The organism is Lentzea alba (genome assembly GCF_011067745.1).
GTDB lineage: Bacteria > Actinomycetota > Actinomycetes > Mycobacteriales > Pseudonocardiaceae > Lentzea > Lentzea alba.
Genome location: NZ_JAAMPJ010000002.1, coordinates 421204 through 443730, shown reverse-complemented (window position 1 = coordinate 443730; position 22527 = coordinate 421204). Strand labels below are relative to the sequence as shown.

At 69.2% G+C, this 22527-nt stretch carries 23 protein-coding genes; 13 read left to right on the top strand and 10 right to left on the bottom strand.

Annotated features, from left to right (window positions below):
* Positions 1-18 precede the first annotated feature (18 nt).
* Positions 19-2439, top strand: a complete 2421-nt coding sequence (locus tag G7043_RS10440; RefSeq protein ID WP_166045366.1) for a tetratricopeptide repeat protein — start codon at positions 19-21, stop codon at positions 2437-2439.
* Positions 2436-4841 (top strand): ATP-binding protein, encoded by a 2406-nt coding sequence (locus G7043_RS10435; RefSeq protein WP_166045365.1) that lies wholly within the window; start codon positions 2436-2438, stop codon positions 4839-4841. The genes G7043_RS10440 and G7043_RS10435 overlap by 4 nt, the downstream gene beginning before the upstream one ends.
* Here the strand turns inward: G7043_RS10435 and G7043_RS10430 are convergent.
* Together G7043_RS10430 and moaA are read right to left on the bottom strand one after the other, a co-directional pair.
* Positions 4805-5077, bottom strand: a complete 273-nt coding sequence (locus tag G7043_RS10430; RefSeq protein ID WP_166045364.1) for a MoaD/ThiS family protein — start codon at positions 5075-5077, stop codon at positions 4805-4807. The two genes, G7043_RS10435 and G7043_RS10430, sit on opposite strands and share 37 nt — an antisense overlap.
* Positions 5078-5081: 4 nt before the next feature.
* A complete protein-coding gene (gene moaA, locus G7043_RS10425; RefSeq protein WP_313887788.1) occupies positions 5082-6140 on the bottom strand; it encodes a GTP 3',8-cyclase MoaA in 1059 nt (352 codons plus the stop codon).
* Positions 6141-6255: 115 nt separating this feature from the next.
* Between moaA and G7043_RS10420 the strand changes: the two genes are divergently transcribed.
* The 5 genes from G7043_RS10420 to G7043_RS10400 all read left to right on the top strand — a co-directional run bounded on the left by G7043_RS10420 (position 6256) and on the right by G7043_RS10400 (position 10007).
* Positions 6256-6702, top strand: a complete 447-nt coding sequence (locus tag G7043_RS10420; protein WP_242642092.1) for a MarR family winged helix-turn-helix transcriptional regulator — start codon at positions 6256-6258, stop codon at positions 6700-6702.
* 3 nt (positions 6703-6705) lie between these two features.
* Entirely contained in the window at positions 6706-7497 is a 792-nt protein-coding gene (locus G7043_RS10415) for an HAD-IIA family hydrolase (RefSeq protein ID WP_242642091.1), read from the top strand.
* Between the two features lie 32 nt (positions 7498-7529).
* Positions 7530-8336: a metallophosphoesterase gene (locus tag G7043_RS10410; RefSeq protein ID WP_166045361.1), complete on the top strand. Its 807-nt coding sequence runs from the start codon at positions 7530-7532 to the stop codon at positions 8334-8336.
* Between the two features lie 109 nt (positions 8337-8445).
* Complete coding sequence (locus G7043_RS10405) at positions 8446-9507, top strand: serine hydrolase domain-containing protein (protein WP_166045360.1); 1062 nt, start codon at positions 8446-8448, stop codon at positions 9505-9507.
* A 107-nt stretch (positions 9508-9614) separates the two neighbouring features.
* The gene (locus G7043_RS10400) at positions 9615-10007 is read left to right on the top strand and encodes a VOC family protein (protein WP_166045359.1); all 393 of its coding nucleotides are present in this window, start codon (positions 9615-9617) and stop codon (positions 10005-10007) included.
* Between the two features lie 59 nt (positions 10008-10066).
* Here the strand turns inward: G7043_RS10400 and G7043_RS10395 are convergent, their stop codons facing one another.
* Complete coding sequence (locus G7043_RS10395) at positions 10067-10441, bottom strand: YccF domain-containing protein (RefSeq protein WP_166045358.1); 375 nt, start codon at positions 10439-10441, stop codon at positions 10067-10069.
* Between the two features lie 22 nt (positions 10442-10463).
* Here G7043_RS10395 and G7043_RS10390 point away from each other — a divergent pair, with 22 nt between their 5' ends.
* A complete protein-coding gene (locus G7043_RS10390) occupies positions 10464-11420 on the top strand; it encodes a Gfo/Idh/MocA family protein (RefSeq protein ID WP_166045357.1) in 957 nt (318 codons plus the stop codon).
* Here G7043_RS10390 and G7043_RS10385 read toward each other — a convergent pair.
* Complete coding sequence (locus G7043_RS10385; protein WP_166045356.1) at positions 11399-12604, bottom strand: Nramp family divalent metal transporter; 1206 nt, start codon at positions 12602-12604, stop codon at positions 11399-11401. The two genes, G7043_RS10390 and G7043_RS10385, sit on opposite strands and share 22 nt — an antisense overlap.
* 41 nt (positions 12605-12645) lie before the next feature.
* A complete protein-coding gene (locus G7043_RS10380) occupies positions 12646-13188 on the bottom strand; it encodes a TetR/AcrR family transcriptional regulator (RefSeq protein ID WP_166045355.1) in 543 nt (180 codons plus the stop codon).
* A gap of 52 nt (positions 13189-13240) precedes the next feature.
* On the opposite strand from G7043_RS10380, the gene G7043_RS10375 reads away from it, so the two are divergent.
* Complete coding sequence (locus G7043_RS10375) at positions 13241-13858, top strand: HAD family hydrolase (protein WP_166045354.1); 618 nt, start codon at positions 13241-13243, stop codon at positions 13856-13858.
* On the opposite strand, the gene G7043_RS10370 is transcribed toward G7043_RS10375, so the two are convergent.
* Positions 13830-14033 carry a hypothetical protein gene (locus tag G7043_RS10370; RefSeq protein ID WP_166045353.1) on the bottom strand — a complete coding sequence of 68 codons (204 nt, stop codon included), beginning with the start codon at positions 14031-14033 and terminating at the stop codon, positions 13830-13832. The genes G7043_RS10375 and G7043_RS10370 overlap by 29 nt on opposite strands.
* Positions 14034-14158: 125 nt before the next feature.
* Here G7043_RS10370 and G7043_RS10365 point away from each other — a divergent pair, with 125 nt between their 5' ends.
* Positions 14159-14548, top strand: coding sequence for a cold-shock protein (locus G7043_RS10365; protein ID WP_166045352.1), 390 nt, complete (start codon positions 14159-14161; stop codon positions 14546-14548).
* A gap of 13 nt (positions 14549-14561) precedes the next feature.
* On the top strand, positions 14562-15146 hold the full coding sequence (locus G7043_RS10360) for an HD domain-containing protein (RefSeq protein WP_166045351.1): 585 nt from the start codon (positions 14562-14564) through the stop codon (positions 15144-15146).
* Here G7043_RS10360 and G7043_RS10355 read toward each other — a convergent pair.
* Genes G7043_RS10355 through G7043_RS10345 form a run of 3 tightly spaced genes read right to left on the bottom strand, consistent with a single transcriptional unit; the run spans position 15143 to position 17892 of the window.
* A complete protein-coding gene (locus G7043_RS10355) occupies positions 15143-15577 on the bottom strand; it encodes a DUF2771 family protein (protein ID WP_166045350.1) in 435 nt (144 codons plus the stop codon). The genes G7043_RS10360 and G7043_RS10355 overlap by 4 nt on opposite strands.
* Positions 15578-15608: 31 nt before the next feature.
* The gene (locus G7043_RS10350) at positions 15609-17135 is read right to left on the bottom strand and encodes an MFS transporter (protein WP_166045349.1); all 1527 of its coding nucleotides are present in this window, start codon (positions 17133-17135) and stop codon (positions 15609-15611) included.
* 4 nt (positions 17136-17139) lie between these two features.
* Complete coding sequence (locus G7043_RS10345; protein ID WP_166045348.1) at positions 17140-17892, bottom strand: glutaminyl-peptide cyclotransferase; 753 nt, start codon at positions 17890-17892, stop codon at positions 17140-17142.
* A gap of 58 nt (positions 17893-17950) precedes the next feature.
* Between G7043_RS10345 and G7043_RS10340 the strand changes: the two genes are divergently transcribed.
* Both G7043_RS10340 and G7043_RS10335 read left to right on the top strand, forming a co-directional pair.
* A complete protein-coding gene (locus G7043_RS10340; RefSeq protein ID WP_313887787.1) occupies positions 17951-18688 on the top strand; it encodes a DUF3027 domain-containing protein in 738 nt (245 codons plus the stop codon).
* Positions 18685-21459 (top strand): sacsin N-terminal ATP-binding-like domain-containing protein, encoded by a 2775-nt coding sequence (locus G7043_RS10335; protein WP_166045347.1) that lies wholly within the window; start codon positions 18685-18687, stop codon positions 21457-21459. Before G7043_RS10340 ends, G7043_RS10335 begins: the two co-directional genes overlap by 4 nt.
* Before the next feature lie 269 nt (positions 21460-21728).
* Here the strand turns inward: G7043_RS10335 and G7043_RS10330 are convergent, their stop codons facing one another.
* Positions 21729-22526, bottom strand: coding sequence for a phosphotransferase (locus G7043_RS10330; RefSeq protein ID WP_166045346.1), 798 nt, complete (start codon positions 22524-22526; stop codon positions 21729-21731).
* Between the last annotated feature and the right edge of the window lies 1 nt (position 22527).

The window sequence follows — 22527 nt, the reverse complement described above, 5'->3', positions numbered from 1 at the left end:
TCTCCCTACGATCAACTCATGGCGGAGGCAAGCAGACTGCGCGCGCTCCACAACGCACTCGCCGTGCGTCCCGGCGAACCCGTCCCGTTCGACGACCTCATCTCGACCGTCTGGCCGGAAGCGCCGCCCGCCAACCCGAGGGCCGCGCTGCGCAATCTGGTGCGCCGTCTGCGCCGCGCCCACGAGGTCGTCACCGAACCGCTCGGCTACCGGCTCGTCGTGCGCCCGCCCGGCCCGAGCCAGTTGCCGGCGGACCTCCCGGACTTCGTCGGCCGTGGCGAGGAGCTCCGCAGGGCTCACGGCAGCGACGCCGGGGTCCTCGCGGTCACCGGCCCGCCCGGCGTCGGCAAGACGTCGTTCGCGGTGCACCTCGCGCACCTCCTGCGCGCCGAGTTCCCGGACGGCCAGCTGCACGTCAACCTCCGCGCGTTCTCGCCGGGCGACCAGGTGCCGCCGGAACAGGCGCTCGCGCGGTTCCTGCGCGCGCTAGGTGCCGAGCACGTCCCGGTCGACCTCGATGCGCAGACCATCCGCTTCCGCGAGCTGACCAGGAACCGCCGCGTGCTGCTCGTGATCGACAACGCCACGCGCGACCAGCTCCGGCCGTTGCTGCCGGACAGTCCGACGTGCCGTGTGATCGTCACGAGCCGCACGGACCTGCCGGAGCACGAGCAGATCAGGCTCGGCGTGTTCGACGAGCACGAGGCCCACGCGTTGCTCGACAACATGCGGATCGCCGGCGGGCATCGCGACCGGGCTGAGCTGATCCGGTTGTGCGCCAACCTCCCGCTCGCGCTGCGCATCGCCGGCGCGAACCTCGCCGACCGCTACCTCCCCGACTACGTGAGCGAGCTGAGGGGCGACGACCGTCTCGGCGCGTTGCAGATCGAGGGCGATGCGGCGGTGAACGCCACGTTCGACCTCTCCTATCGTGCGCAACCCGTTGTCGCGCAACGACTGTTCCGCCTGTTGGCACTCGTGTCCGGACAGGACTTCAGCGTCGAGGGTGCCACCGCACTGCTCGGCGAGGACGCCACCGAACCTCTCGGGCAGCTCGTCGAGGCGAACCTCGTGCAGCGCTCGCACAACCGCCACAGCCTCCACGATCTGCTCCGCATCTACGCGAAGCACCTCGGTGCCGAAGCCACCGCCCGCACCCGGCTCTTCTCCTACTACCTGGTCAACGCCGAAGCAGCGGCCCGCACGCTCAACCGGGAGTTCTTCCGTCTCGACCTGCCGGAGCTCCCCGACGACCTCCCACGGCACGACCTCGAGTCGGAGTCGGCCGCCGTCGCGTGGCTCGACGCCGAACGGGCCAACATCGTCGCCGCCATCCAGCAGGCGGGACCGGACCCCGTCGCGTGGTTGCTCACCGACATGCTGCGCGGCCACTTCCACTTCCAGGCGCATCACGTCGACTGGTTCGCCGCCGCCAGAGCCGGCCTCAGGGCCGCCCAGCAGGCGCGGCAGCCGATCCCTCAGGCCGTCATGCACGGCAGCCTCGGCCTCGCCCACTGGAGCACCGGCAACCTCGCCGACGCCGGCGAGGAGTACGGCAAGGCGCTGGACATCCTGCGCGTTCACCGCGACGAGCGGGTGATGACCTCGCTGCTGATCAACAGCGGCATCGTGAACTGGGAACTCGGGCGCCTCCGCGCCTCCGCACAGCTGCTCGGCGAGGCACTGGAGATGTCACCGGACAACCCGGCGATCCTCTTCAACCTCGGCGGCGTCCACCTCGACCTGGGCCCGCTCTCGGCGTCGGCCGCCCACGTCATGAGGGCCCTGAAGATCGCGGAGGAGCAGGACCTGTTGGTAGGACGCATTCTCGCGCTGAACGCGGTCGTCGAGGTCCATCAGCTGCGCGGCGACTACGACCTGGCCGAGGAGTACCTGGCCAGGGCCGACGAACTGCGCGCCCACGCCCCGCCCGGCCTGGTCCGCCGCATCCCCGGGCTGGACTCGCACGCCGTCCTCGCGTTCGTCCGAGGCCGCACCGAGGAGGCGCTCGACCTCGCTCTTCAATCGCTGGAACACGCCCAGGAGGCCCACAGCACCAAGGACGAGTGCGACGCCTACGACACGCTCGGCGAGATCCACCGTGCTCTGGGCGACATCGACAAGGCCATGAGCGCGCACAACGAGGCGTTGGCCATCAGCCTGAAGAACGGCTATCTGCGCGGCGAGGTCAACGCCCTCGCAGGCCTTGCCGCCGACCACCACGCGGCGGGCGAGCTCAGCGAGGCGCTGAAGGTCGCACTGCGCGCCCGTGAACGGGCTCGTGAGGGTGAGATGCGGGTACGCGGAGTCCGGACGTTCGTGGTGCTGGCACGCGTGCAGCGGTCGATCGGCGACCACGCCGCCGCCGACGAGACCGCCCGCGCGGGGCGGGAACTGGCCGCCGAGACGGAATGCCGCTTCTACGATCACTTCTCGTGAACGGCGAATCGAGGTTGGCGGCGCTGCACCGGGCCCTGGCCGCCCGTGCCGGAGAGCCGGTGTTGTTCGGAGATCTCGTCCAGGCGGTCTGGGGAGCCGAGCCACCGGCGAAACCGTTGCCCGCCTTGAGAAGTCTCGTGAAGAGGCTGCGGCGGTCCGTCGACGACGAGATCGTCACCGACGCCTCCGGTTACCGGCTCGTCGTGCGCGCACCGGGCCCGGCGCAGCTGCCCGCGGACCTGCCGGACTTCGTCGGACGAGAGGACGAGCTCGCGGCACTGTCCTCTTCGGACGCTCCGGTGCTCGCGATCACCGGTCCGCCCGGTGTCGGCAAGACCGCGCTCGCGATCAGGCTCGCGCACCGGATCCGCGACCGGTTCCCCGACGGTCAGCTGCACGTCAACCTGCGGGGTTTCGCGACGGGCCCGGCGGTCACCGTCGACCAGGCGCTCGGCCGTTTCCTGCGCTCGCTCGGGGTGCCGCCCGCGAAGGTTCCGCTCGACCTCGACGAGCAGGTGGAGCTCTACCGGTCGAAGCTGCGCGGCCGCCGGGTGCTGGTGGTGCTCGACAACGCCACGGAGCTGAGCCCGCTCGTGCCGGACGTCGAAGGCTGCATGGCCGTCGTGACCAGCCGCAACGATCTCCCCGGCCAGACCAGGCTGGAGGTGCTGGCCGATGAGGACGCTCGCGCGTTGCTCGACCGGTGGGAGATCGAGGGGACAACCGAACAGCGCGCCGAACTGATCAGGTTGTGCGCACATCTGCCGCTGGCGTTGCGCATCGCGGACGCGCATCTCACCGACCGGCATCTGTCCGACTACCTGACCGAGTTGCGCGGCGACCACCGGCTGGACGCGCTGGAGATCGAGGGTGACGCGGCGGTGCGGGCGGCTTTCGAGCTGTCCTACCAGTCGTTGCCGGACGACGCGCGCCGGTTGTTCCGGCTGCTCGGTGTGTACCCCGGCACGGACTTCGACGTGACGGACGCGGCCGTGCTCGGTCATCTGTCCACTGAGGACAGTGCGCGGCAGGTGGGTGTGCTGGTGCGCGCAGGGCTCGTGCAGCAGGCAGGAGAGCGGTTCCAGCTCCACGACCTGATCCGCCTCTTCGCCTCGGAGCAGGTCGGTGCCGACGGACCCGCCGCGTTGCGCCGGCTGTTGTCCTTCTACCTGGCCACCGCGCGCACCGCCGCCGAACTCGCCACCCCCGCGGTCAAACGGCTGGACCCGCTACCGCTGGACGTCGAGGGACTCGCGTTCGCCACTGCCGACGACGCACGAGCGTGGCTCGATGCGAAACGCGCGGTGCTCGTGGCGGCGGTGCAGGTCGCGCCGCACCCGTTCGCGAGCCATCTCGCCGACTCGTTGCGCGGCTACCTCTACTACGGCGGCTACCGCCCGGAGCTGAAGATGTTGCTGGAGACGGGGCTCGCGTCCGCACGCGCGGCGGGCGATGCCGTCTGTCAGGCGGCGATGCACAACGGACTCGGCCACCTCCGGTGGATGCTGGGAGAGTTCGACGAGGCGCTGGCGTCGTTCGGCGAGGCGGTCGAGCTGACCAAGTCGGATCGTTCGAGGGCCTCGGTGCTCAACAACAGGGGGGTGGTGAAGCGGGACACCGGTGATCTCACCGGTGCGCTGGCAGACCTGGGAGAAGCGGTACGACTGTGGCGCCTGGGCCCCGACGAGCCCGGCGTTCTCGCGGCCATGTTGTTCAACCTGGGCACGATCCACGGTGCCCGCGCCGAGCTCCGCACGGCGATCGCGCACTTCGAGGAGGCCAGGCAGATCGCGGAGGCGACCGGTTCCACGATCAACCTGGCCACCGCCGTCGAGGGCATCGGCATCGCTCACCGCGAGCTCGGGGAGTTCGACGAGGCACGGCGCTGCCTGGAGGCCGCGCGGGCCGGCTACCAGGAGGGCGGGGCGTCGGAAGGCGAGGCGAACGTGCTCTTCAACCTGGCGGTGGTGGCCGAGGAAACGGGTGACTCCGAGCAGGCCAGGACGTTGGCGCTGCGGAGCCTCGAAATGGCACGGAAGTTCGGTGAGCTCTCGGTCGAGGCCGACGCGCTGGTCGTGCTGGAGGACCTGCGGGTGGCGGTCGAGCTGGCGGACCGGATCGGCTACCCGGTGGCGCGGCGCAGGGCGCAGCTGAAACTCGCCAGGCACGATCCGGGAATCGCCGAAGAGCTGGTGCGGGACGTGCGAGACAACGGTGACCTGTTGCTGGAGGCCCCGGCAGTGCTGGTGCTAGCCGAGGTGACCGGCGATGCGGCCGTGGCCCGGGAGGCGCTGGAACTGGCGAAGGCCCGGGAACAGAGCGCGGTGGTGGCCCGCGCGGAGGCGTTCCTGGCCGCTCTGGCCGCTCAGCCGCCCGCGAACGGCGGCAGCACGTCCAGCTGAGAGCCGGCGGGCACGCGCGTCGAGGTGTCCCGCACCGCGACGCCGTCCAACAGGAAGCTGGACGCGGCGAGGACCTTGCCGAGCTGGGCGCCGTGCCGTTCGCCGATGGTGCTCACCACGAGCGCCACGGTGGGTTCGGAGGCGTCGAGCAGCAGGTCCTCGTCGGCCACCCCGGCCGCGGCGCGCGCACCCGCGAAGTAGCGGACCTTGACGGCGGTCCCGGACAGGGGTGTCACAGCTTCATCCTCCGATGGCGCTCATGGGGCGGTCGGGCTGGTGGAAGCCCGCGTCGTTGATGCCGTGACCGGCCGCCTTGGCCCACATGGTGGCACGCCAGGCGTCGGCGATCGCCTCGTCAGGGCTGCCGTCGCGCAGCAGTGCCCGCAGGTCGGTCTCGCCCTGGCTGAACAGGCAGTTGCGGATCTGGCCGTCGGAGGTGAGCCGGGTGCGGTCGCAGGCGGCGCAGAACGGCCTGGTCACCGACGCGATCACACCGACGACCGAGGGGCCGCCGTCGACCAGCCAGCGCTCGGCCGGCGCGCCGCCGCGAGGGGTTTCCTCGGGCGTGAGGGTGTACGCGGTCGAGAGCATCTCGAGGATCTCGTCGGCCGTGACCATGTTCGTGCGCGTCCAGCCGTGCTGCGCGTCCAGCGGCATCTGTTCGATGAATCGCAGCTGGTAGCCGTTCTCGACGCAGAACCGCAGCAGCGGCACGGCCTCGTCGTCGTTCACGCCGCGCATCAGCACGGAGTTGACCTTCACCGGCTCCAGCCCGGCCTCGCGAGCGGCGTCCAGGCCGTCCAGCACGTCCGTGATGCGATCGCGCCTGGTCAGCGTCGCGAACCGGTCGGGGTCGAGGGTGTCGAGCGAGACGTTGATCCGGTTCAGGCCGGCGTCCTTGAGCGACTTCGCCCGGCGGGACAGCCCGATGCCGTTCGACGTCATCGACATGCGCGGACGCGGCTCCAGCTCGGCCGTCGCGGCGATGACCTGTTCCAGGCCGCGGCGCAGCAACGGCTCGCCGCCGGTGAACCGGATGTCCGTGACGCCCAGGTCGACCACCGCGATCCGCATGAGCCGGATCAGCTCGGCGTCGGTGAGCAGCTCGTCCTTGCGCAGCCAGTCGAGGCCCTCGGCCGGCATGCAGTACGTGCAGCGCAGGTTGCACCGGTCGGTCAGCGACACCCGCAGGTCCTTCGCCACCCGGCCGAACCGGTCGACGAGCAGCGGCGAGTTCGGTCGTGCGGACGCGTCAGGCGTGCCGCGCACGACGGGTAGTCCCAGGTCCACTGCTGTCACCTTGTTCAGCTTAATGAACAACCCCTTGTAGGTGACTCCACAAACGAGGTTTCTCACGTTCCGCCCGTTTGGAGCACCGTCACAAGGAATTGTCTTAGCGGCTAAGATGTTCGACATGGAACCTGAAGCGCTGGAGAGGTTCACCTGGTACATGCGCGAGATCAGCGCGATGACCATCATGTTCCACACGAAGATCGCCGAGCAGATGGGCGTGTCCGCGACCGACGAGAAGTGCATCGATCTCATCATGAGAGCCGATGGACCGGTCACCGCCGGCCGGATCGCCGAGCTGTCCGGTCTCTCCACCGGCGCCGTCACCGGCGTGATCGACCGCCTCGAACGTGCCGGTTTCGTCCGTCGTGTCCGGGATCCGCACGACCGCCGCAAGGTGTTGGTCGAGGTCACGGTCGGCGACGTCGAGAAGTTCGGTCAGCTCTTCGAGGTGGCCCGGCAGAGCCTGATCGAGGTGCTCAGCCACTTCGACGAGGGCGAACTCCAGGTTATCGAGCGTTATCTCCAGGTCCAGATCGAGACGTTCCGCAAGCGCGTGATCGATACTTAGGCCATGTGGCACTACTTGATGGACATGGACGGCGTCCTCGTGCACGAGGAGCACCTGATCCCCGGAGCGGACGAGTTCGTCGCGGAGCTGCGTGCTTCCGAGACCCCGTTCCTCGTGCTCACCAACAACTCCATCTACACGCCACGGGACCTCCGCGCGCGGCTGCAGCGCACCGGCCTGGACATCCCGGAGCAGTCGATCTGGACGTCGGCGCTGGCCACGGCCAGGTTCCTGGACTCGCAGCGCCCGAACGGCTCGGCGTTCGTGATCGGCGAGGCCGGCCTCACCACCGCGCTGCACGAGATCGGCTACGTGCTGACCGACCGCGACCCGGACTACGTGGTGCTCGGCGAGACCCGCACCTACAGCTTCACCGCGATCACCAAGGCCATTCGCCTGGTCGAGGAGGGCGCGAAGTTCATCGCGACCAACCCGGACGCGACGGGCCCCTCGCGTGAGGGCTCCCTGCCCGCGACCGGCGCCGTGGCGGCGTTGATCGAGCGCGCCACCGGCCGTGAGCCTTATTACGTCGGCAAGCCGAACCCGTTGATGATGAGGTCGGCGCTGCGCGCGCTGGGCTCGCACTCCGAGAACGCGCTAATGATCGGCGACCGGATGGACACGGACGTGCGCTCGGGCCTGGAAGCCGGTCTGTCGACCATCCTCGTGCTCTCCGGGATCTTCACCTCGGAGCACGCCGAGATGTACCCGTACCGTCCGACGCGCGTGCTCAAGTCGATCGCCGAGCTCGTCGGTCACTCTCAGGACCCGTTCGGCGACTGGACTGACCACTGACGCGCGAGCGTCCATCACCTATCGTCGCGGACGTGGACACGGATCGACGCTCGACGTACGTCGTCGGCGACGTGCACGGGCACCTCGCCGAACTGACCAGGGCCCTGCACGTCGCCGAACTGTGCGACGAGGAAGGGCACTGGACAGGCGGCGAGGCCGAGCTGTGGTTCCTCGGCGACTTCGTGGACCGCGGCCCGGACGGCGTGGGCGTGATCGACCTGGTCATGCGCCTGTGCGAGGAGGCGGCCGAGGCGGGTGGGTCGGTCAACTCGTTGATCGGCAACCACGAGGTGCTGCTGCTCGGCATGCACCGGTTCGGCGACGACCAGGTGCCGGACAGCCTGGGCCCGCGGTCGTTCGCGCGCAGCTGGCTGCTCAACGGTGGGCTGCGCAGCGACCAGGACCGGCTGACCGAGGAACACGTCGAGTGGCTCACCAGCCGACCGGTGCTGAAGCTGCGCGACGACCACCTGCTGATGCACTCCGACACGGTGGCCTACCTCGAATGGGGGGCCTCGATCGAGGAGGTCAACGAGGCCGTTCGCCAGGTGCTCAAGGGCGACGACCTCGTCGACTGGTGGGAGTGCTGGCGCAAGATGACGACCCGGTACGCGTTCCGGGGTCCGCAGGGGCCCGAGATCGCGGACGAGTTGCTCGCGACGCTCGGCGGCAGCACGATCGTGCACGGGCACAGCGTCATCGCCGACCAGCTCGGGGTGCCGCCGGACCAGATCGACGGGCCGCTCGTGTACGCCGACGACAAGGTGCTGGCGATCGACGCGGGCCTCTACAGCGGTGGGCCGTGCCTGGTCGTGCCCTTGCCGTACACCGGAGCCTGACCACAGGGGCGGATCAGGGTACGACCGGGGTGATCACCGATGGGCGCCGCCGACTCGGCACAGCAGAGTCGACCCCATCACCAAGATCCTTTCCCCGGAGCGGCCCACCATGCGCAAACGCGTCACCTCCGCAGTACTGGCCACCGCCCTCGCGATCGGCACGGCGTTGCCCGCGACGGCCGCCACCAGCCTCCTGGAGGGGTTGCCCGACGACGTCGTCGCGGGCGCCCTCGTCAGACGGGACGGCGCAGGAGACGCGGCCGGTCCGGTCACCGCCGACGCGCACTTCCGGATCGGCAGCGTCACGAAGGTGTTCACCAACACCGTGGTGCTCCAGCTCGTCGGCGAACACCGTGTCGACCTCGACGCGCCGGCCCGGCGCTACGTCCCGGACCTGGTGCCCCGCCAGTACGACGGCGTGACCGTGCGTCACCTCCTGAACCACACCAGCGGCCTGCCCAAGCCGGCCGCGACCCCGAGCCCGCTGGACGGTGCCGGGTGGTGGCTCAAGTCAGTGTCGCCTCGGGACGCCCTGGCCGCCTCGTTCGCCGCGGCCACCGGTGTGCCACCCGTGCCCGGTTCCGAGCAGCAGTACAACGGGCTCAACTCGCTCGTTCTCGGCCTGGTCGTCGAGAAGGTCACCGGCCACTCCTTCGCCTGCGAGCTGGAGCGGCGGATCATCCAGCCGCTGCGACTGCGGCACACCAGCCTGCCCGCCGCCGACGACCCGACGATCCGCTCGCCTCACGCGCGGGTGTACGTCAACGGGGACGAGGTGACCGAGCAGAGCCCGTACCCGTGGGCGGAGGGCGGCATGATCTCCACGGCCGCCGACCTGGACCGCTTCCTCGTCGCGTTGTTCCAGGGGCGCCTGCTGCTCCCCGCCGAGCAGAAGCTGCTGTTCGACGTGCCGAACGTGCCCGGAGCGGCGACCAACACGAGGTACTGCTTCGGCACCGAGGCGTGCTACAGCGTCGGCGGGCTGATGCGCTACCGGCTGCCGAGCGGGGAGTACGCGTGGGGCAAGACCGGCTCGCGTCCCGGCTGGGACAACGGTTTCTTCGCCACGAGGGACCTGCGCCACCGCGTGGTCTACTCGCTGAACCCGACCGGGCGGGGCTCCGATCTCGACCACGTCAAGGCGATCGTCGGCGCCGGGCTCGCCGACTGAACTCCAGCCGTGTCCGGGGAACTACGGCGGGCGACGGGGCGGAAAGACCCTTGTGGACGGAGTGTGACGCGCGCAACATCGGTGGATTCCGCCAGAAGGAGGCGCGCATGCTCACCGCCACCAAGACCACCACGATGCTGCCCGTCGAAGACGCCGACCGCGCCGGACGCTTCTACGCGGACATGCTCGGCCTCAAGCCCGTCACCACCGCCCCGGACGGCACGCGGATCTTCGCGCTCGGCCAGGGCGACGCGCTGGGGCTGATGCCCGCGGAAAAGGGTGCGCAGACCGCACACACGGTCCTCAGCTTCGAGGTGCCGAACCTCGAGGACGAGATCCGCGAGCTCGAGGACAAGGGCGTGCACTTCGAGGACTACGACCTGCCCGACTTCAAGACGATCAACCACATCGCGGTCATGGGCACCGAGCGCGCGGCGTGGTTCACCGACACCGAGGGCAACATCCTGTGCCTGCACGAGCTGATGGGCGACGACGCCTGACGGCGAGTGCCTGCGCCAGCGGTCTCTCGCGACCGTCCCCGGACGGCCGCGGGAGACTCTCACGGCACCTCGACGATCTCCTTGCCCAGCGGCACCAGCGAGACCTTCACCAGCTTGAAGCTGGCGATGCCGAGCGGGATGCCGATGATCGTGACGCACAGCGCGATGCCGGTGACGATGTGGCCGATGGCGAGCCACCACCCGGCGACGACGATCCAGATGATGTTGCCCAGCAGCGACCCCGCACCCGCGCCCGGCTTGTCCACGACCTCTCTGCCGAACGGCCAGAGCGCGTAGTTCGCGTTGCGGAACGACGCGATCCCCCACGGGATCGTGATGATGAGGATGCAGCAGATGATGCCGGCGACCGCGTACCCGACGGCCATCCAGAACCCGGCGAACACCAGCCAGATCACGTTCAGGATGAGGCGCATACCTCCAATCTAAGCTCACCTCATGAAGTGGGGTGTGATCGCTACCGGCGGAATCGCGCAGACCGTGACCGCCGACATGCTGAAAGTCGAGGGCGTCACGGTTCTCGCGGTGTCCTCCCGCGACGTCACGAGAGCGCAAGCGTTTGCCGAGCGGTTCGGCATCGAGCGGGCGTACGGCGACTACCGCGAACTGCTCGCTGATCCGGAGGTCGAGGTCGTCTACGTCGCCACCCCGCACGGTCAGCACCACGAGGTCACGCTCGCCGCGCTCGACGCCGGCAAGCACGTGCTGTGCGAGAAGGCCTTCGCGCTCACGGTCGCCCAGGCCGAGGAGATGATCGCGAAGGCCGAGGAGAAGAACCTCTTCCTCATGGAAGCCATGTGGACGCGGTTCAACCCGTTGATCCGCAAGGTGCACGAGGCCATCCGCAACGGTGAGATCGGCGAGGTCCGCTCGTTGCGAGCAACCTTCGGCTTCGCGCTCGGGTTCGACCCCGACCACCGGCTCTGGGCCAAGGAGGCGGGTGGCGGAGCGTTGCTCGACCTCGGCGTCTACCCGGTCGCGCTCGCGCACATGCTGCTCGGGGTTCCCCAGGAGATCCGGGCCTGGGGCGGCAAGGCGTCGTCCGATGTGGACTCCGACGCCGGCCTGCTGCTCGGGTATCCCGGCGGCGTCCACGCGTTGCTGAGCTGCTCGCTCGTCGCGAACATCGGCTGCACCGCGGACATCGTCGGCACCTCGGGCCGAATCGACCTCGCCGAGCCGATGTTCAACGCGACGAAGGCGACGATCAACGGCGTCGAGCACACCATCGAGGACGAGGGCTACACGCACCAGATCCGCGCCGTCGAGGAGTGCATCGCCGCCGGGCTCACCGAAAGCCCGTCGATCACCTGGCAGAACACGCTGGAAGTCATGCGCACGCTGGAAGAGGCGCTGAACCAGCTGGGCGTGAGCTACGCGGACACCGTCAAGTAGATCAGCGCCACGTTCAGCGCGACCACCGCGAACGCCACAACGCAGGCGGCAACGGTGACCGAGCGCCGGTTCGTGAACGAGCCCATCACGGACCGGCGCGCGGTCAGCCACACCAACGGGATCAACGCGAACGGGATCCCGAACGACAGCACGACCTGTGACAGCACCAACGCGAACGTCGGATCGACGCCGAACGCGAGGATCGCCAGCGCCGGCACGAGCGTCACCAATCGGCGTGCCAGCAATGGAATCCGCACCCGCAGCAGGCCGTCCATCACCACCGCGCCGGCGTAGCAGCCAACGGCGGTCGACGCGAAACCCGAAGCCAGCAAACCCAAAGCGAACAACAGCGCGATCCCGCCGCCCAACGTGGCACCGACAGCCGCGTGCGCGCCTTCCAGAGTGTCCACACCGGAAACACCCTGCAAGGCCGAAGCCGCGAGCAGCAGCATCGCCATGTTCACCGCACCGGCCAGCACCATCGCCACGACGACGTCGATCTTCGTCGCGCCGAGCACTGAAGGGTTCCTGCCGTGCCGGTCGCGCGCCAGTGCCGAGTGCAGGTAGACCGCGTGCGGCATGACGGTCGCCCCGAGCATGCCCGCCGCGAGCAGCACGCTGTCCGCGCCGTCGAACCGCGGCACCAGACCGGAAACAGCGCCGGAGACCGACGGCGGTGACACGAAGAGTCCCGCCATGAACCCGACCGCGATGACGACCAGCATCGTCGTGATCACGCGCTCGAACGGCTGCTGCCCGCGTTTGTCCTGCACCAGCAGCAAAATCGTCGACACGACACCGGTGATCACGCCACCGAGCAGCAGCGGCAGGTCGAACAACAACGACAGCGCGATGGCCCCGCCGAGCACCTCGGCGAGTTCGGTCGCCATCGCGACCACCTCGGCCTGGCCCCAGTACGCGAGCCGCACCGGCCGGGGCAGGTGGTCCCGCACCGCCTCCGGCAACGACTTCCCGGTGACCAGCCCGAGCTTCGCCGACAGGTACTGCACGAGCCCCGCCATGACGTTCGCGACCACGAGCACCCACACCAGCAGGTAGCCGTAATGAGCGCCCGCCGCGGTGTTGGTGGCCACGTTGCCGGGGTCGACGTACGCGATCGCGGCGACGAACGCCGGACCGAGCAACGCCGCGCCCGCGCGCAAGCGCGTCGAAACAGCGACCACCGGACACCTCCCCTTGTTGCAAGATTATTGCAACAAGGAGGTCAGGCTTCCATTGTGGCCCTGGCCACTCGCACGACGGCGTCCATCGCGCTGTCGAGGTCACCGCTGGGCATCAGCAGGTGGCTCAACGCGAGCCGCACGGTCGTTTCCGCCGTGAGTCGCACGCGCCTGCCGGGGAAGTGCTCGCTGAGGTGCCGTTCAACGACCTCGGTCGCGTGGAACAGCACGGGATGGCCGCGAATCGTGAGGAACGGCAGCAGGTCCTCGGCGTCCTGGCCGGTGAGGATGGCGGACACCAGCCGGTCCTTCTCGGTCCGCTCGAAGGTGTAGCGGAACGCCGACCGCATCGCCTCCCACGGGTCCGGGTTTTCCTTGAGTCGGGTCACGATCCCGGTGAGGTACTCCTCCGTCTGATGGGCCGCGACGGCCTGGACGAGCCCCTCCTTGTTGCCGAACTCGTTGTAGACGGTCTGTCTGCTCACCCCGGCGCGGGTGGCGACCTCGATCATGCGCAACCCGTGGAAACCGTGGGCCGCGAGCAGGTCAGCGGCCGCATCCAGTAAGAGCTCGGTGATGTCGCTCACGCCCTCAGCTTTACACATTAATTGACTTTGTAAAGACGTACAGTTGGGTTCTGTGCCGTTCACCGTGGGCTTCGACCTGGACATGACCCTCATCGACCCGAGACCGGGCATGGCCGCGGTGCTGAACGAGGTGGGCGCCCGCAGCGGGCACGCCCTGGACGGCGAGCACTTCGCCGCGAACCTCGGCCCGCCCCTCGACATGACCTACCGCGAGATGGGCGTGCCGGAGGAGGAGATCCCGGAGCTGGTCACGCTGTTCCGCGCGCTGTACCCGGACGTCGTGATCCCGGCGACCGTCGCGCTGCCGGGAGCCGCCGCGGCGCTGCAGTGCGTGCGCGCGCTCGGCGGCCGGACCATGGTCGTGACCGGCAAGTACCGCAAGAACGCCGCGCTGCACCTGGAAGCCCTCGGCTGGGAGGTCGACCACCTCTACGGCGAGCTGTGGGCGACCGGCAAGGCGGAGTCGCTCAAGCTGCACGGCGCGTCGGTCTACGTGGGTGATCACATCGGCGACATGCGCGGGGCGGCGGCGGCCGGAGCACTGGGCGTCGGCGTCGTCACCGGGCCCTGCGGTCGTGCCGAGCTGGTCGAGGCGGGTGCCGCGGTCGTGCTGGAGGACCTGCGCGAGTTCCCGGAGTGGCTCAGGACTTCTTCTGGCGTGCTTTCCTGATCACCGCGATGATTCCGAGCCCGAGGCCGATCGCGGGCAGGTAGGTCGCCGCGACGTTCAGCCAGACCGGCAGGTCGCTGTGACCCGTGGCGAAGAGCACGAAGACCGCGATGATCGCCAGTACGCCGACGGCGAACAGGCCGATGGCCAGTGGGATCAACTTCGGAGCGGTCATGCCCGAGAGCCTAGTCGCGCTAACGGAGGTGCCTTCGAGCTGGTCTTCTGGCTACTCTGGTGAGACGCGTCTCGGGTACGCCTGGGGCGCGTTCGTTGTGTAAAAGCAAGGGAATGGTGAGCGCGGTGCCGACCGGCAAGGTCAAGTGGTACGACACGGAGAAGGGCTTCGGCTTCGTCACCCAGGACGGTGGCGAGGACGTCTACGTCCGCAAGGCGGCGTTGCCTCCGGGTGTCGACGGCCTCAAGGCCGGCCAGCGCATCGAGTTCGGCATGGCGGAAGGCCGCCGTGGGCCGCAGGCGCTGTCCGTGCGCCTGGTCGACCCGGCGCCGTCCGTCGCGGAGGCACGCCGCCGTCCCGCCGAGGAGATGCACGGCCTGATCGAGGACATGATCAAGCTGCTGGAGAACAAGGTCCAGCCTGACCTGCGCCGCGGCCGTTACCCCTCCGACAAGAAGACCATGAAGCTCGTCGCCGAGGTCGTCCGGGCGGTGGCGCGGGACCTCGATCCGTAAAAAGATCAGCGTCATGTCTGATGCTGACAGGATCGTCGAGTTCCTCTACGAAGTCGGCCAGCTCAAGCGCCTGCCCCGAGCGGGGTGGCTGTTCGCCGGGGTGCAGCACCCCGAGTCGGTGGCGGCCCACTCGTTCCGGGTGGGCGTTCTGTCGTACGCGATCGCCGTCCAGGAGGGCGCGAACCCGGACCGGGCGGCGACGCTGGGGCTGTTCCACGACGTGCCCGAGACGCGGATCGGCGACATCCCGTACGTCGGCAAGCTCTACGTCGACGTGAAGATGGCGCCGGAAGCCGTTGCCGCCGACCAGGTCCGGCACCTGCCCGCGCCGCTGGCCGCGCACATCGAACAGTTGGTCGCCGAGCACGAGTCGGCGAAGAGCGACGACTTCACGCCGGAAGCGCGCTGCTCGCGGGACGCCGACAAGCTGGAGTTGTTGCTGCAGGCCCGCGAGTACCAGGCCGCGGGGATCACGAAGATGGAACGCTTCATCCAGACCATGCGGGCGTCGGTGGTCACCGACACCGGCAAGGCCCTGATGGAAAGCGCCTTGCGAATCGTCCCCAGCGAGTGGTGGGAAGCGTTCGGCAGGCGTTAGTGCGTGATGTCGACGACCCAGGAACCGCGCATCAGCGGCTGGCCGGTCTCGAGTACTGCGCCCGCCGCCTCGTGCACCTCGATGCGCAGCAGCTGGTCGGAGTCGTTCGGCACGGCCAGCGTGTAGGTGTAGTTCTCGCCCTTGCCGAGCAACGGCGAGGTGCAGCCCTCCTGGACCTTCGCGGCGTTCTCGTACACGCACACGACCTCCCAGAGGCCGTCCGCGAGCTGCCCGTCCACGGAGATCTGCACGACCTTGCCCGCCGGCACCTTCAGGCTGGCCGGAGCGTTCTTCTCCGCGCAGTTCTCGCCGGTGACGTCGCAGTAGATCGTCGGCTCGACGCGGATGGTCTTGCCGTTCGCGTAGAACGTGACCTCGGGGTCGTGCTGCTGCAGCGAGCAACCGGACAGCACGAGAACACTGGCAGCCATTACAGAAGCAAGTCGACGCACGTCAGGCAGCCTACGGGGTGGCCGCGGCCGGCCTGCGGACGAGCCGGTGCAACACCAGGTGCAGCGACGTGCCGTTGCGGTACATCCACGTCTGCGTGAGGCCCAGCGCGAGCAACACCGAGAGCACCAGGAAGCCGACCCAGAACGTCGCGGGCAGCAGCACGCCCAGCGCGCCGCCGAAGACCCACGCGAGCTGCAGGATCGTCTCGGAGCGGCCGAACGCGGACGCGCGCGACTCGTCCGGCAGGTCGTCCTGGATCACCGCGTCCAGGCTGATCTTGGCCAGCGCCGACGCCGTCGCGCCCAGCAGGCCGACGATCGCCGCGGTCACCAGACCGGGCAGGACGGCGGCCACGATCGTCGCGGCGAGCGCGGTGCCGACGCAGGCCAGGACCACCTCGTCCGGTTTGCCGAACTGCTGGCGCGCGCCGATCGCGTTGCCGAGGAAGCTGCCGACACCCGCGGCACCCGCGATCACACCGAGCAGCAGCAGTTGCTGAAACGCGTCGCCCTCGGTCTGCGCCCGGACCACGAACGCTGCGAACAGCGTGAGGAACCCGGTCAGCATGCGGATGGAACCGTTGCCCCACAACGCGACCACGATGTGCCGGGACATGTGTTGCTTGGCGGGTTTGGACGTCAGCGTCGCGGGGACCTCGCCCTCGGTCACCTCGACCCACGCCGGGATCTTCATGCACAGCCACGCGTTCACCAGGCACAACACCGCGGTGAACCACAGCGCGCCGGGCGAGCCGAACAGGTGCGCGAAGCCCGCCGCGAACGCGCCGAACACCGCACCCGCCGCGAGTCCGAAGACCGTCATGCGGGCGTTCGTCTTGGACAGCGTGATCTCGCGCGGCAGCACGCGCGGGGTGATCGCGGACTTGAGCACCGTGAACGACTTGCTGAGCACCATGCTGCCCAGCGCGGCCGGGTACAGCAGCCAGTTGTCGAAGTTGAGCGCCATCACGATCGACAGCACGATCCGCAGCACGCAGGAGGCGGCCAGCGCGAGCCGCCGGCCGCGTTGGATCTTGTCCAGCAACGGCCCGATCACCGGCGCGATCAACGCGAACGGCGCGACGGTGATCAGCAGGTACAGCGCGACCTTGGTCTTGGACTCGGCGCTCGCGGCGCTGAAGAACAGCGTGTTCGCCAGCGCCACGGCCATCGCCGCGTCGGCCGCGTAGTTCATCATCACCGCGTAGGTGACCGAGGACATGCCGGACTTCTTGGCGCCGTCCGCGTGGGCCGCGCGCCGGAACGCCGCGACCGCCTGCTGCGAGAGCTGCTTGCCGCGGAACCAGGCGACGCGCGTGACCGTGAGCTTCTTCGGCGGCTTGGGCGTCGGGGTGGTCTGCTGATCCTGGTTCGGCAGCGGCCGGGTGTTCTGCGGACGCTGTGCCGGACCTCTGGGCGGGGCCTGGAAACCGTGCTCGGACGCGTCGCGAGGACGCTGCCGCGGCTGGTACTCGTCGTCCTGCCACGGGTAGCGCTTCGGAGTCGGTTCGTCACTCCACCCGCGGTCGCCCGTCACACCCTCAATCCTGCCCCATCCCGTTGAACCTCACCCGGAAGATGGTGGGCCAGTTCTTGCCTGTGACCAGGAACTCGTTGGTGCCGGGGACGTGCGCGATGCCGTTGAGGACGTCGACATCACCCGGAGGTTTGAGCGCCGACAGGTCGTAGGTGTCGGTCACCTGTCCGTTGGCGGGGTCGATGCGGACGATCTCGTCGGTCTTCCACACGTTCGCCCAGACCTTGCCACCGACGCACTCCAGTTCGTTGAGCTGCTCCAGCGCCTTGCCGTCCTTGGTGACCTGCACGTTCCCGGTTTCCTTGAACGACTTCGGGTCGCGGAAGGTCAGCTTCGCGCTGCCGTCGCTCATGACCAGGCGCTGCCCGTCGTCGCAGATGCCCCAGCCCTCGCCCTGGTACTCGACGCGGCGGAGCTCGTTCAGCGTCTTGCGGTCGCGTTCGATGGCCACGCCGTTGCGCCAGGTGATCTGCCAGATGGTGTCGCCGACGACGGTGATGCCCTCGCCGAAGAAGTCCTGCGGGAGGTCGACCTTCTTCTGGACGTTCCCGCTCGACGGATCGAGCGCCCGCATCGTCGACTGGCCCTCCAGACCGGTGCCCTCGTAGAGGACGCCGTCGACCAGTTCCAATCCCTGGGTGAACGCCGAGGTGTCGTGCGGGATCTTTTGCAGGACTTCTACCTGCGGTTTTGTCTCTTGCGGCGACGAGCAGGCAGCCAGGACCGCGACGAGGACCAGCCAGACGGGTGAGCGCACCCAACGGAGGGTGGCACGAGTTTTCGTCCCGGCGAAGACCTGCGGCACAATTCACCACGTGACCGCGACTGAGATGCTCCTCGACGCCGTTGATCTCGCCCGCGCCGCCGCTGAGGAAGAGGCAGGTGTGGAGCGCGTCGGCGCTCACGTCGGGGTGCACGGCGAGGACGAGTTCTCGGTGACGCACCTGTTCGAGGCCGAGCACGCGGGCTACCGCGGCTGGAACTGGGCCGTGACCGTCGCCTTCGCGGGCGAGGGCACCCCGGTGTCGGTCAGCGAGGTCGTGCTGCTGCCGGGTCAGGACGCACTGGTGGCCCCCGAGTGGGTGCCGTGGAGCGAGCGGGTCCGCGCCGGCGACCTCGGTGTGGGCGACCTGATGCCGCCCCGCGAGGACGACCCGCGCCTGATCGAGGCCTACGTGCAGTCCGACGACCCCGCGGTCGAGGAGGTCGCGCTGGAGATCGGCCTGGGCCGCCAGCGCGTGCTGTCCCGCGAGGGCCGCCTCGACGCCGCCGACCGCTGGGCGGCCTCCGACTTCGGCCCCAAGTCCGACATGGCCCGCAGCGCCCCCGCGCACTGCGGCACGTGCGGCTTCTACACCCGCGTCGCCGGTGCGTTCGGTGCGGCGTTCGGCGTGTGCGCGAACGAGATCGCGCCCGCGGACGGCCACGTCGTGCACGTCGAGTACGGCTGCGGCGCCCACTCGCAGGCCGAGGTCGACATCAGCCCGATGGTGCCGGTCGCCGACCTGGTCTACGACGACGCGCAGCTGGACGTTCTGGACGTCTCGGAGTGACCGACCCGTTCGGCACCGAGGCCCTGCGCACCTCGGTCCTCGCCGCGTGGCGTGGTTCGCCCACCCGCTTCCGTGAAGACGCGAACGCCGAGGAAGACCTCCGTCTCGGCGGCTACCGGGACCGGCTGCTCGTCGAGCTCGCCCAGAACGCCGCCGACGCGGCCGGTGCCGAGCCGGGTGTGCTGCGGATCACCTTGGTCGACGGCGAACTCCGTGCCGCCAACACCGGTGCCGCTCTGACGTCCGCGGGCGTGGCCGCACTGGCTTCGCTGCGCGCCTCGGCCAAGGAGTCCGGCGTCGGCCAGTTCGGTGTCGGGTTCGCGGCCGTCCTGGCCGTGTCGGACGCGCCGCGCGTGGTCTCCGTCTCGGGTGGCGTGGAGTTCTCCGCTGCCCGGACCCGTGCCGAGGTGCCGGAGCTGGCGTCCGAGCGCGGTGGCGACGTGCCGGTGCTGCGCCTGGTGTGGCCTTGCGACGAAGTGGCCCCCGAGGGCTTCACGACCGAGGTCCGGCTGCCGCTGAAGGTCTCGGTCTCGCTGGACGACCTCGCCGCCGAGGTGCCGGACCTGCTGCTGGCGTTGCCCGGCCTGCGTCGCATCGAGGTCGGTGCGCAGTCGTGGGAACGCTTCGTCACCGCGGACGGCGTCGTCACCGTCGGGCAGTCGCGCTGGCTGGTCGAGCGCGCCGTCGGCGAGCTGCCCACCGAACTGGTGCAGGGCGTCGAGCACCGTCCTCAGTGGACGGTCTCGTGGGCGTACCCGCTGGACGCCCCGCTGGGCGAGGACGTGCTGCACGCACCCACGCCGACCGATGAACGCGTGTCGTTGCCGGCCCGCCTGATCGCCACCCTGCCGGTCGAGCCGTCGCGCCGCCGCATCCTGCCCGGCGCGGCCGCGTGGTCGGTGCTGGACGCCGCCGCCGAGCTGTACCCGGCCCTGATCGCACGGGTCCCCGCCGTCGAGCGAACCGCCCTGGTGCCGCTGCCCGGCTTCCCTCTGTCCGAAGTGGATGATCGACTGCGGTCCGCGGTGCTGCGCTCGTTGCGCGCTGCTTCTTGGCTTCCGCTGGCTTCGGGGGAGTGGATCGCGCCCGCCCGGGCGCGTGTGCTGGACGTCGGCTCCGAGGAGCTCGTCGAACTGGTCGAGGACGCGCTGCCCGGTCTGCTGGACGCGGAACTGTCCGCGCCGGTGCACGCCAAGGCGTTGGCCGCGTTGGAGGTGCCGCGGGTCTCCACCGCCGAGGTCGTCGCGGCGCTGGCCGGCGTCTCCGGCGATCCGGGCTGGTGGCGTGACGTGTACGCCGCCTTCGAGCCGTTGGCCGAGGTGGATCCGGACGTTCGCGAGGCCCTGCAGTCACTGCCGGTGCCGCTGGCCGACGGCCGGACCGTCACCGGCCCGCGCACGACCTTGATCGCCGACGAGCCGTTGCCGGGACTTCGGGTTGTGCACCCGGACGCCGTGCATCCGTTGCTGGTGCGTCTTGGCGCGGTCGAGGCCGGAGCGTCGGAGCTGCTGGCGGATCCGTCGTTGCGCGAGAACGTGGCGCGGTCGCTGGAGGACGCCGAGGCCGGGCTCGACGGGTTCGATCTGGTCGAGACGGTGCTGCGGCTGGTGGATCGGGCCGCATTGCGGGCCGGCGAGGAACCGTGGCTGGGAGCGCTGGCGCTGCCGGACGGTTCCGGCGAGTGGCACCGCGCCGACGAGCTGCTGCTGCCCGACTCGCCGTTGGTCGGCGTGGTCGAGGCGGACGCGTTTCCGTTGCTGTCCAAGGAGATCGCCGAGTCCTACCCGCGTGCCGCGCTGGTCGCGGTCGGGGTGATCGACGGCTTCTCGGTGGTCGTCGACGACGAGCCCGCTGGTCCGGATCACGATCTGCCGGACGAGTCCGCGTGGTGGTCATCGGTGCCGGACGAGCCTGCTCGGGTGGTCGCCGTCCGGGACCTGGACCTGGTGGCCGACTGGCCTGCTGCGTTGCGGCTGCTGGCCTCGGATCCGGTTACGTGGCGGGCGGTTTCCGAGCCCGACGGGTACACGGGGTGGTGGATCGCCCGGCACGCGTTGCTGGCCGGGAAGGCGCCGCGGGAGTACCGGCTGGCTGAGGCTTCGCTGTTGGACGGGCTGTTCGACACCGTCCCGGACCTGGAGTTGCCTGAACACGTGCTGCGGGCTGCCGGAGTGCGGTCGCGGCTGGAGATCCTGGACGAGGACGACGCCGAGTTCGTGTTGGAGCGGTTGGGCGATCCGGATCGCGCCATCGCGGACGCGGTTGTGCTGCGGGCACATGCGGCTTTGCCGGACAGCAATTTCGCGCCGCCGGCTCGGGTTCGGGCGTTGAGCGGTGCCGTGGTCGCGGCTGACGACGTCGTGGTGCTGGATCACCCGTGGTTGCTCGGGGTCGTGCCGACTGACCGGGTCCTGCTCGCGGACGGGTCCGAGGAGCTGGCGGATCTGTTGGATCTGGCGCTTGCTTCGGAGGAGTTCGAGGGGTCTCCCGATCACGTTGGTGAGGTTGTGGAGTGGCGCGACCTCGGGGCGGTTCGGATGGCTTGTGAGTTGCTCGAGGTCGCGTTGCCTGACGGGGTTGTGGTGGTGCACGACTCGTTGTTCGTTGATGGGCAGCGGGTTGAGTGGTGGATGGCTGACGGGGTGCCGCATGCTGCGGACACGCCTGAGGGGTTGGCTCGGGCGTTGGCTTGGGTGGCTGGGCGGTGGGGGGACCGGCACACGTTTGCTGCGCTGATCGGGGATCCGACTGCTGCCACGTTGTTGGGCTGATTTCTTGTCAGGGTGTCTGAGTACGTTGGGTTCTACCAATTTGGTGACCTACCGGTGAGCTGGGAACACTCGCCTGGTTGCTGCTACTGACGGTCGGATGTGCTGCTACGCGGTAGCGTCACATCCGATCCTCGGTAGCACTCTCGGGTCGCCTGTGAGCTGCGCGGTAGCGGGTAGCACCTCGCGAACGCCGAACACAGTGTCGCTGTGTGGTTCTACGCGCGCACGCTCTTGCAGAGAAGTGTTCCTGGCGTCGCTGCTACCAGCCGTCAGTGGTTGTCGAGCCTGTGTTCAAGCCAGCAGCGCGCGCCTTCGGTGGCGTCCGTCCCGGCGAACTTCCGCTCCCAGAGACGCACGAGGGAGGCGGTATACGCAGTGATCCCGTCCGGATCCGCTGCCCTGAATCCGTCGAGTTGCCCGGCCCATGCTTCAGCGTCTGAGGGCGAGTGTCCTGCGGCGATGAGACGAACAGCGACTTGAGCGCCGTCAACCCACGGAGCGCCAGACCTCCACCATGCCCAATCCACGACACGAGCGCGGTCCGAGATGAGGAAGTTGAACGGGTTCAGGTCGGAGTGGATCAGGGCCGTGCCGTCCATGTAGGCGGGTGCGCGGCAGGCCCACTCCCTGATTGTGGCTGCGTTCTCCCGAGACCAGGCGTGGGCGTCTTCGGGTAGCTCCATGCTCAACTCGCGGTCGAGAGCGGTAGCCCATTGCTTCCCCATCTCGCGCTTCGCAGAGGAAGTAGGGGGTGCGTTGGTCGTGCTGATCGTTCGCACAGCGTCGGCCAGCATCGGCAAATGCGGCGATCCAGGGGAAAAGTCGGCGTGCTGCCCGGACACGTGCTCGAACCCGAGCAGCAGCCAACCTTCCTCTTCGATCTGCCACAGCAACCGTGGTGCCAGCCCCTCGGGCAGGAACGGATTCACGGTTGCTTCGTTGCGGTGCATGAAGGACTGAGGATCGTCCGCCTTGACGCCCTTGCAGAAGAACCTGCCATCCGCAGCCATGAGCGAGACGGCGATCTCGGAGTTCCGGCCCGCTGGCGCGTCCTCCGTGTCGATCACA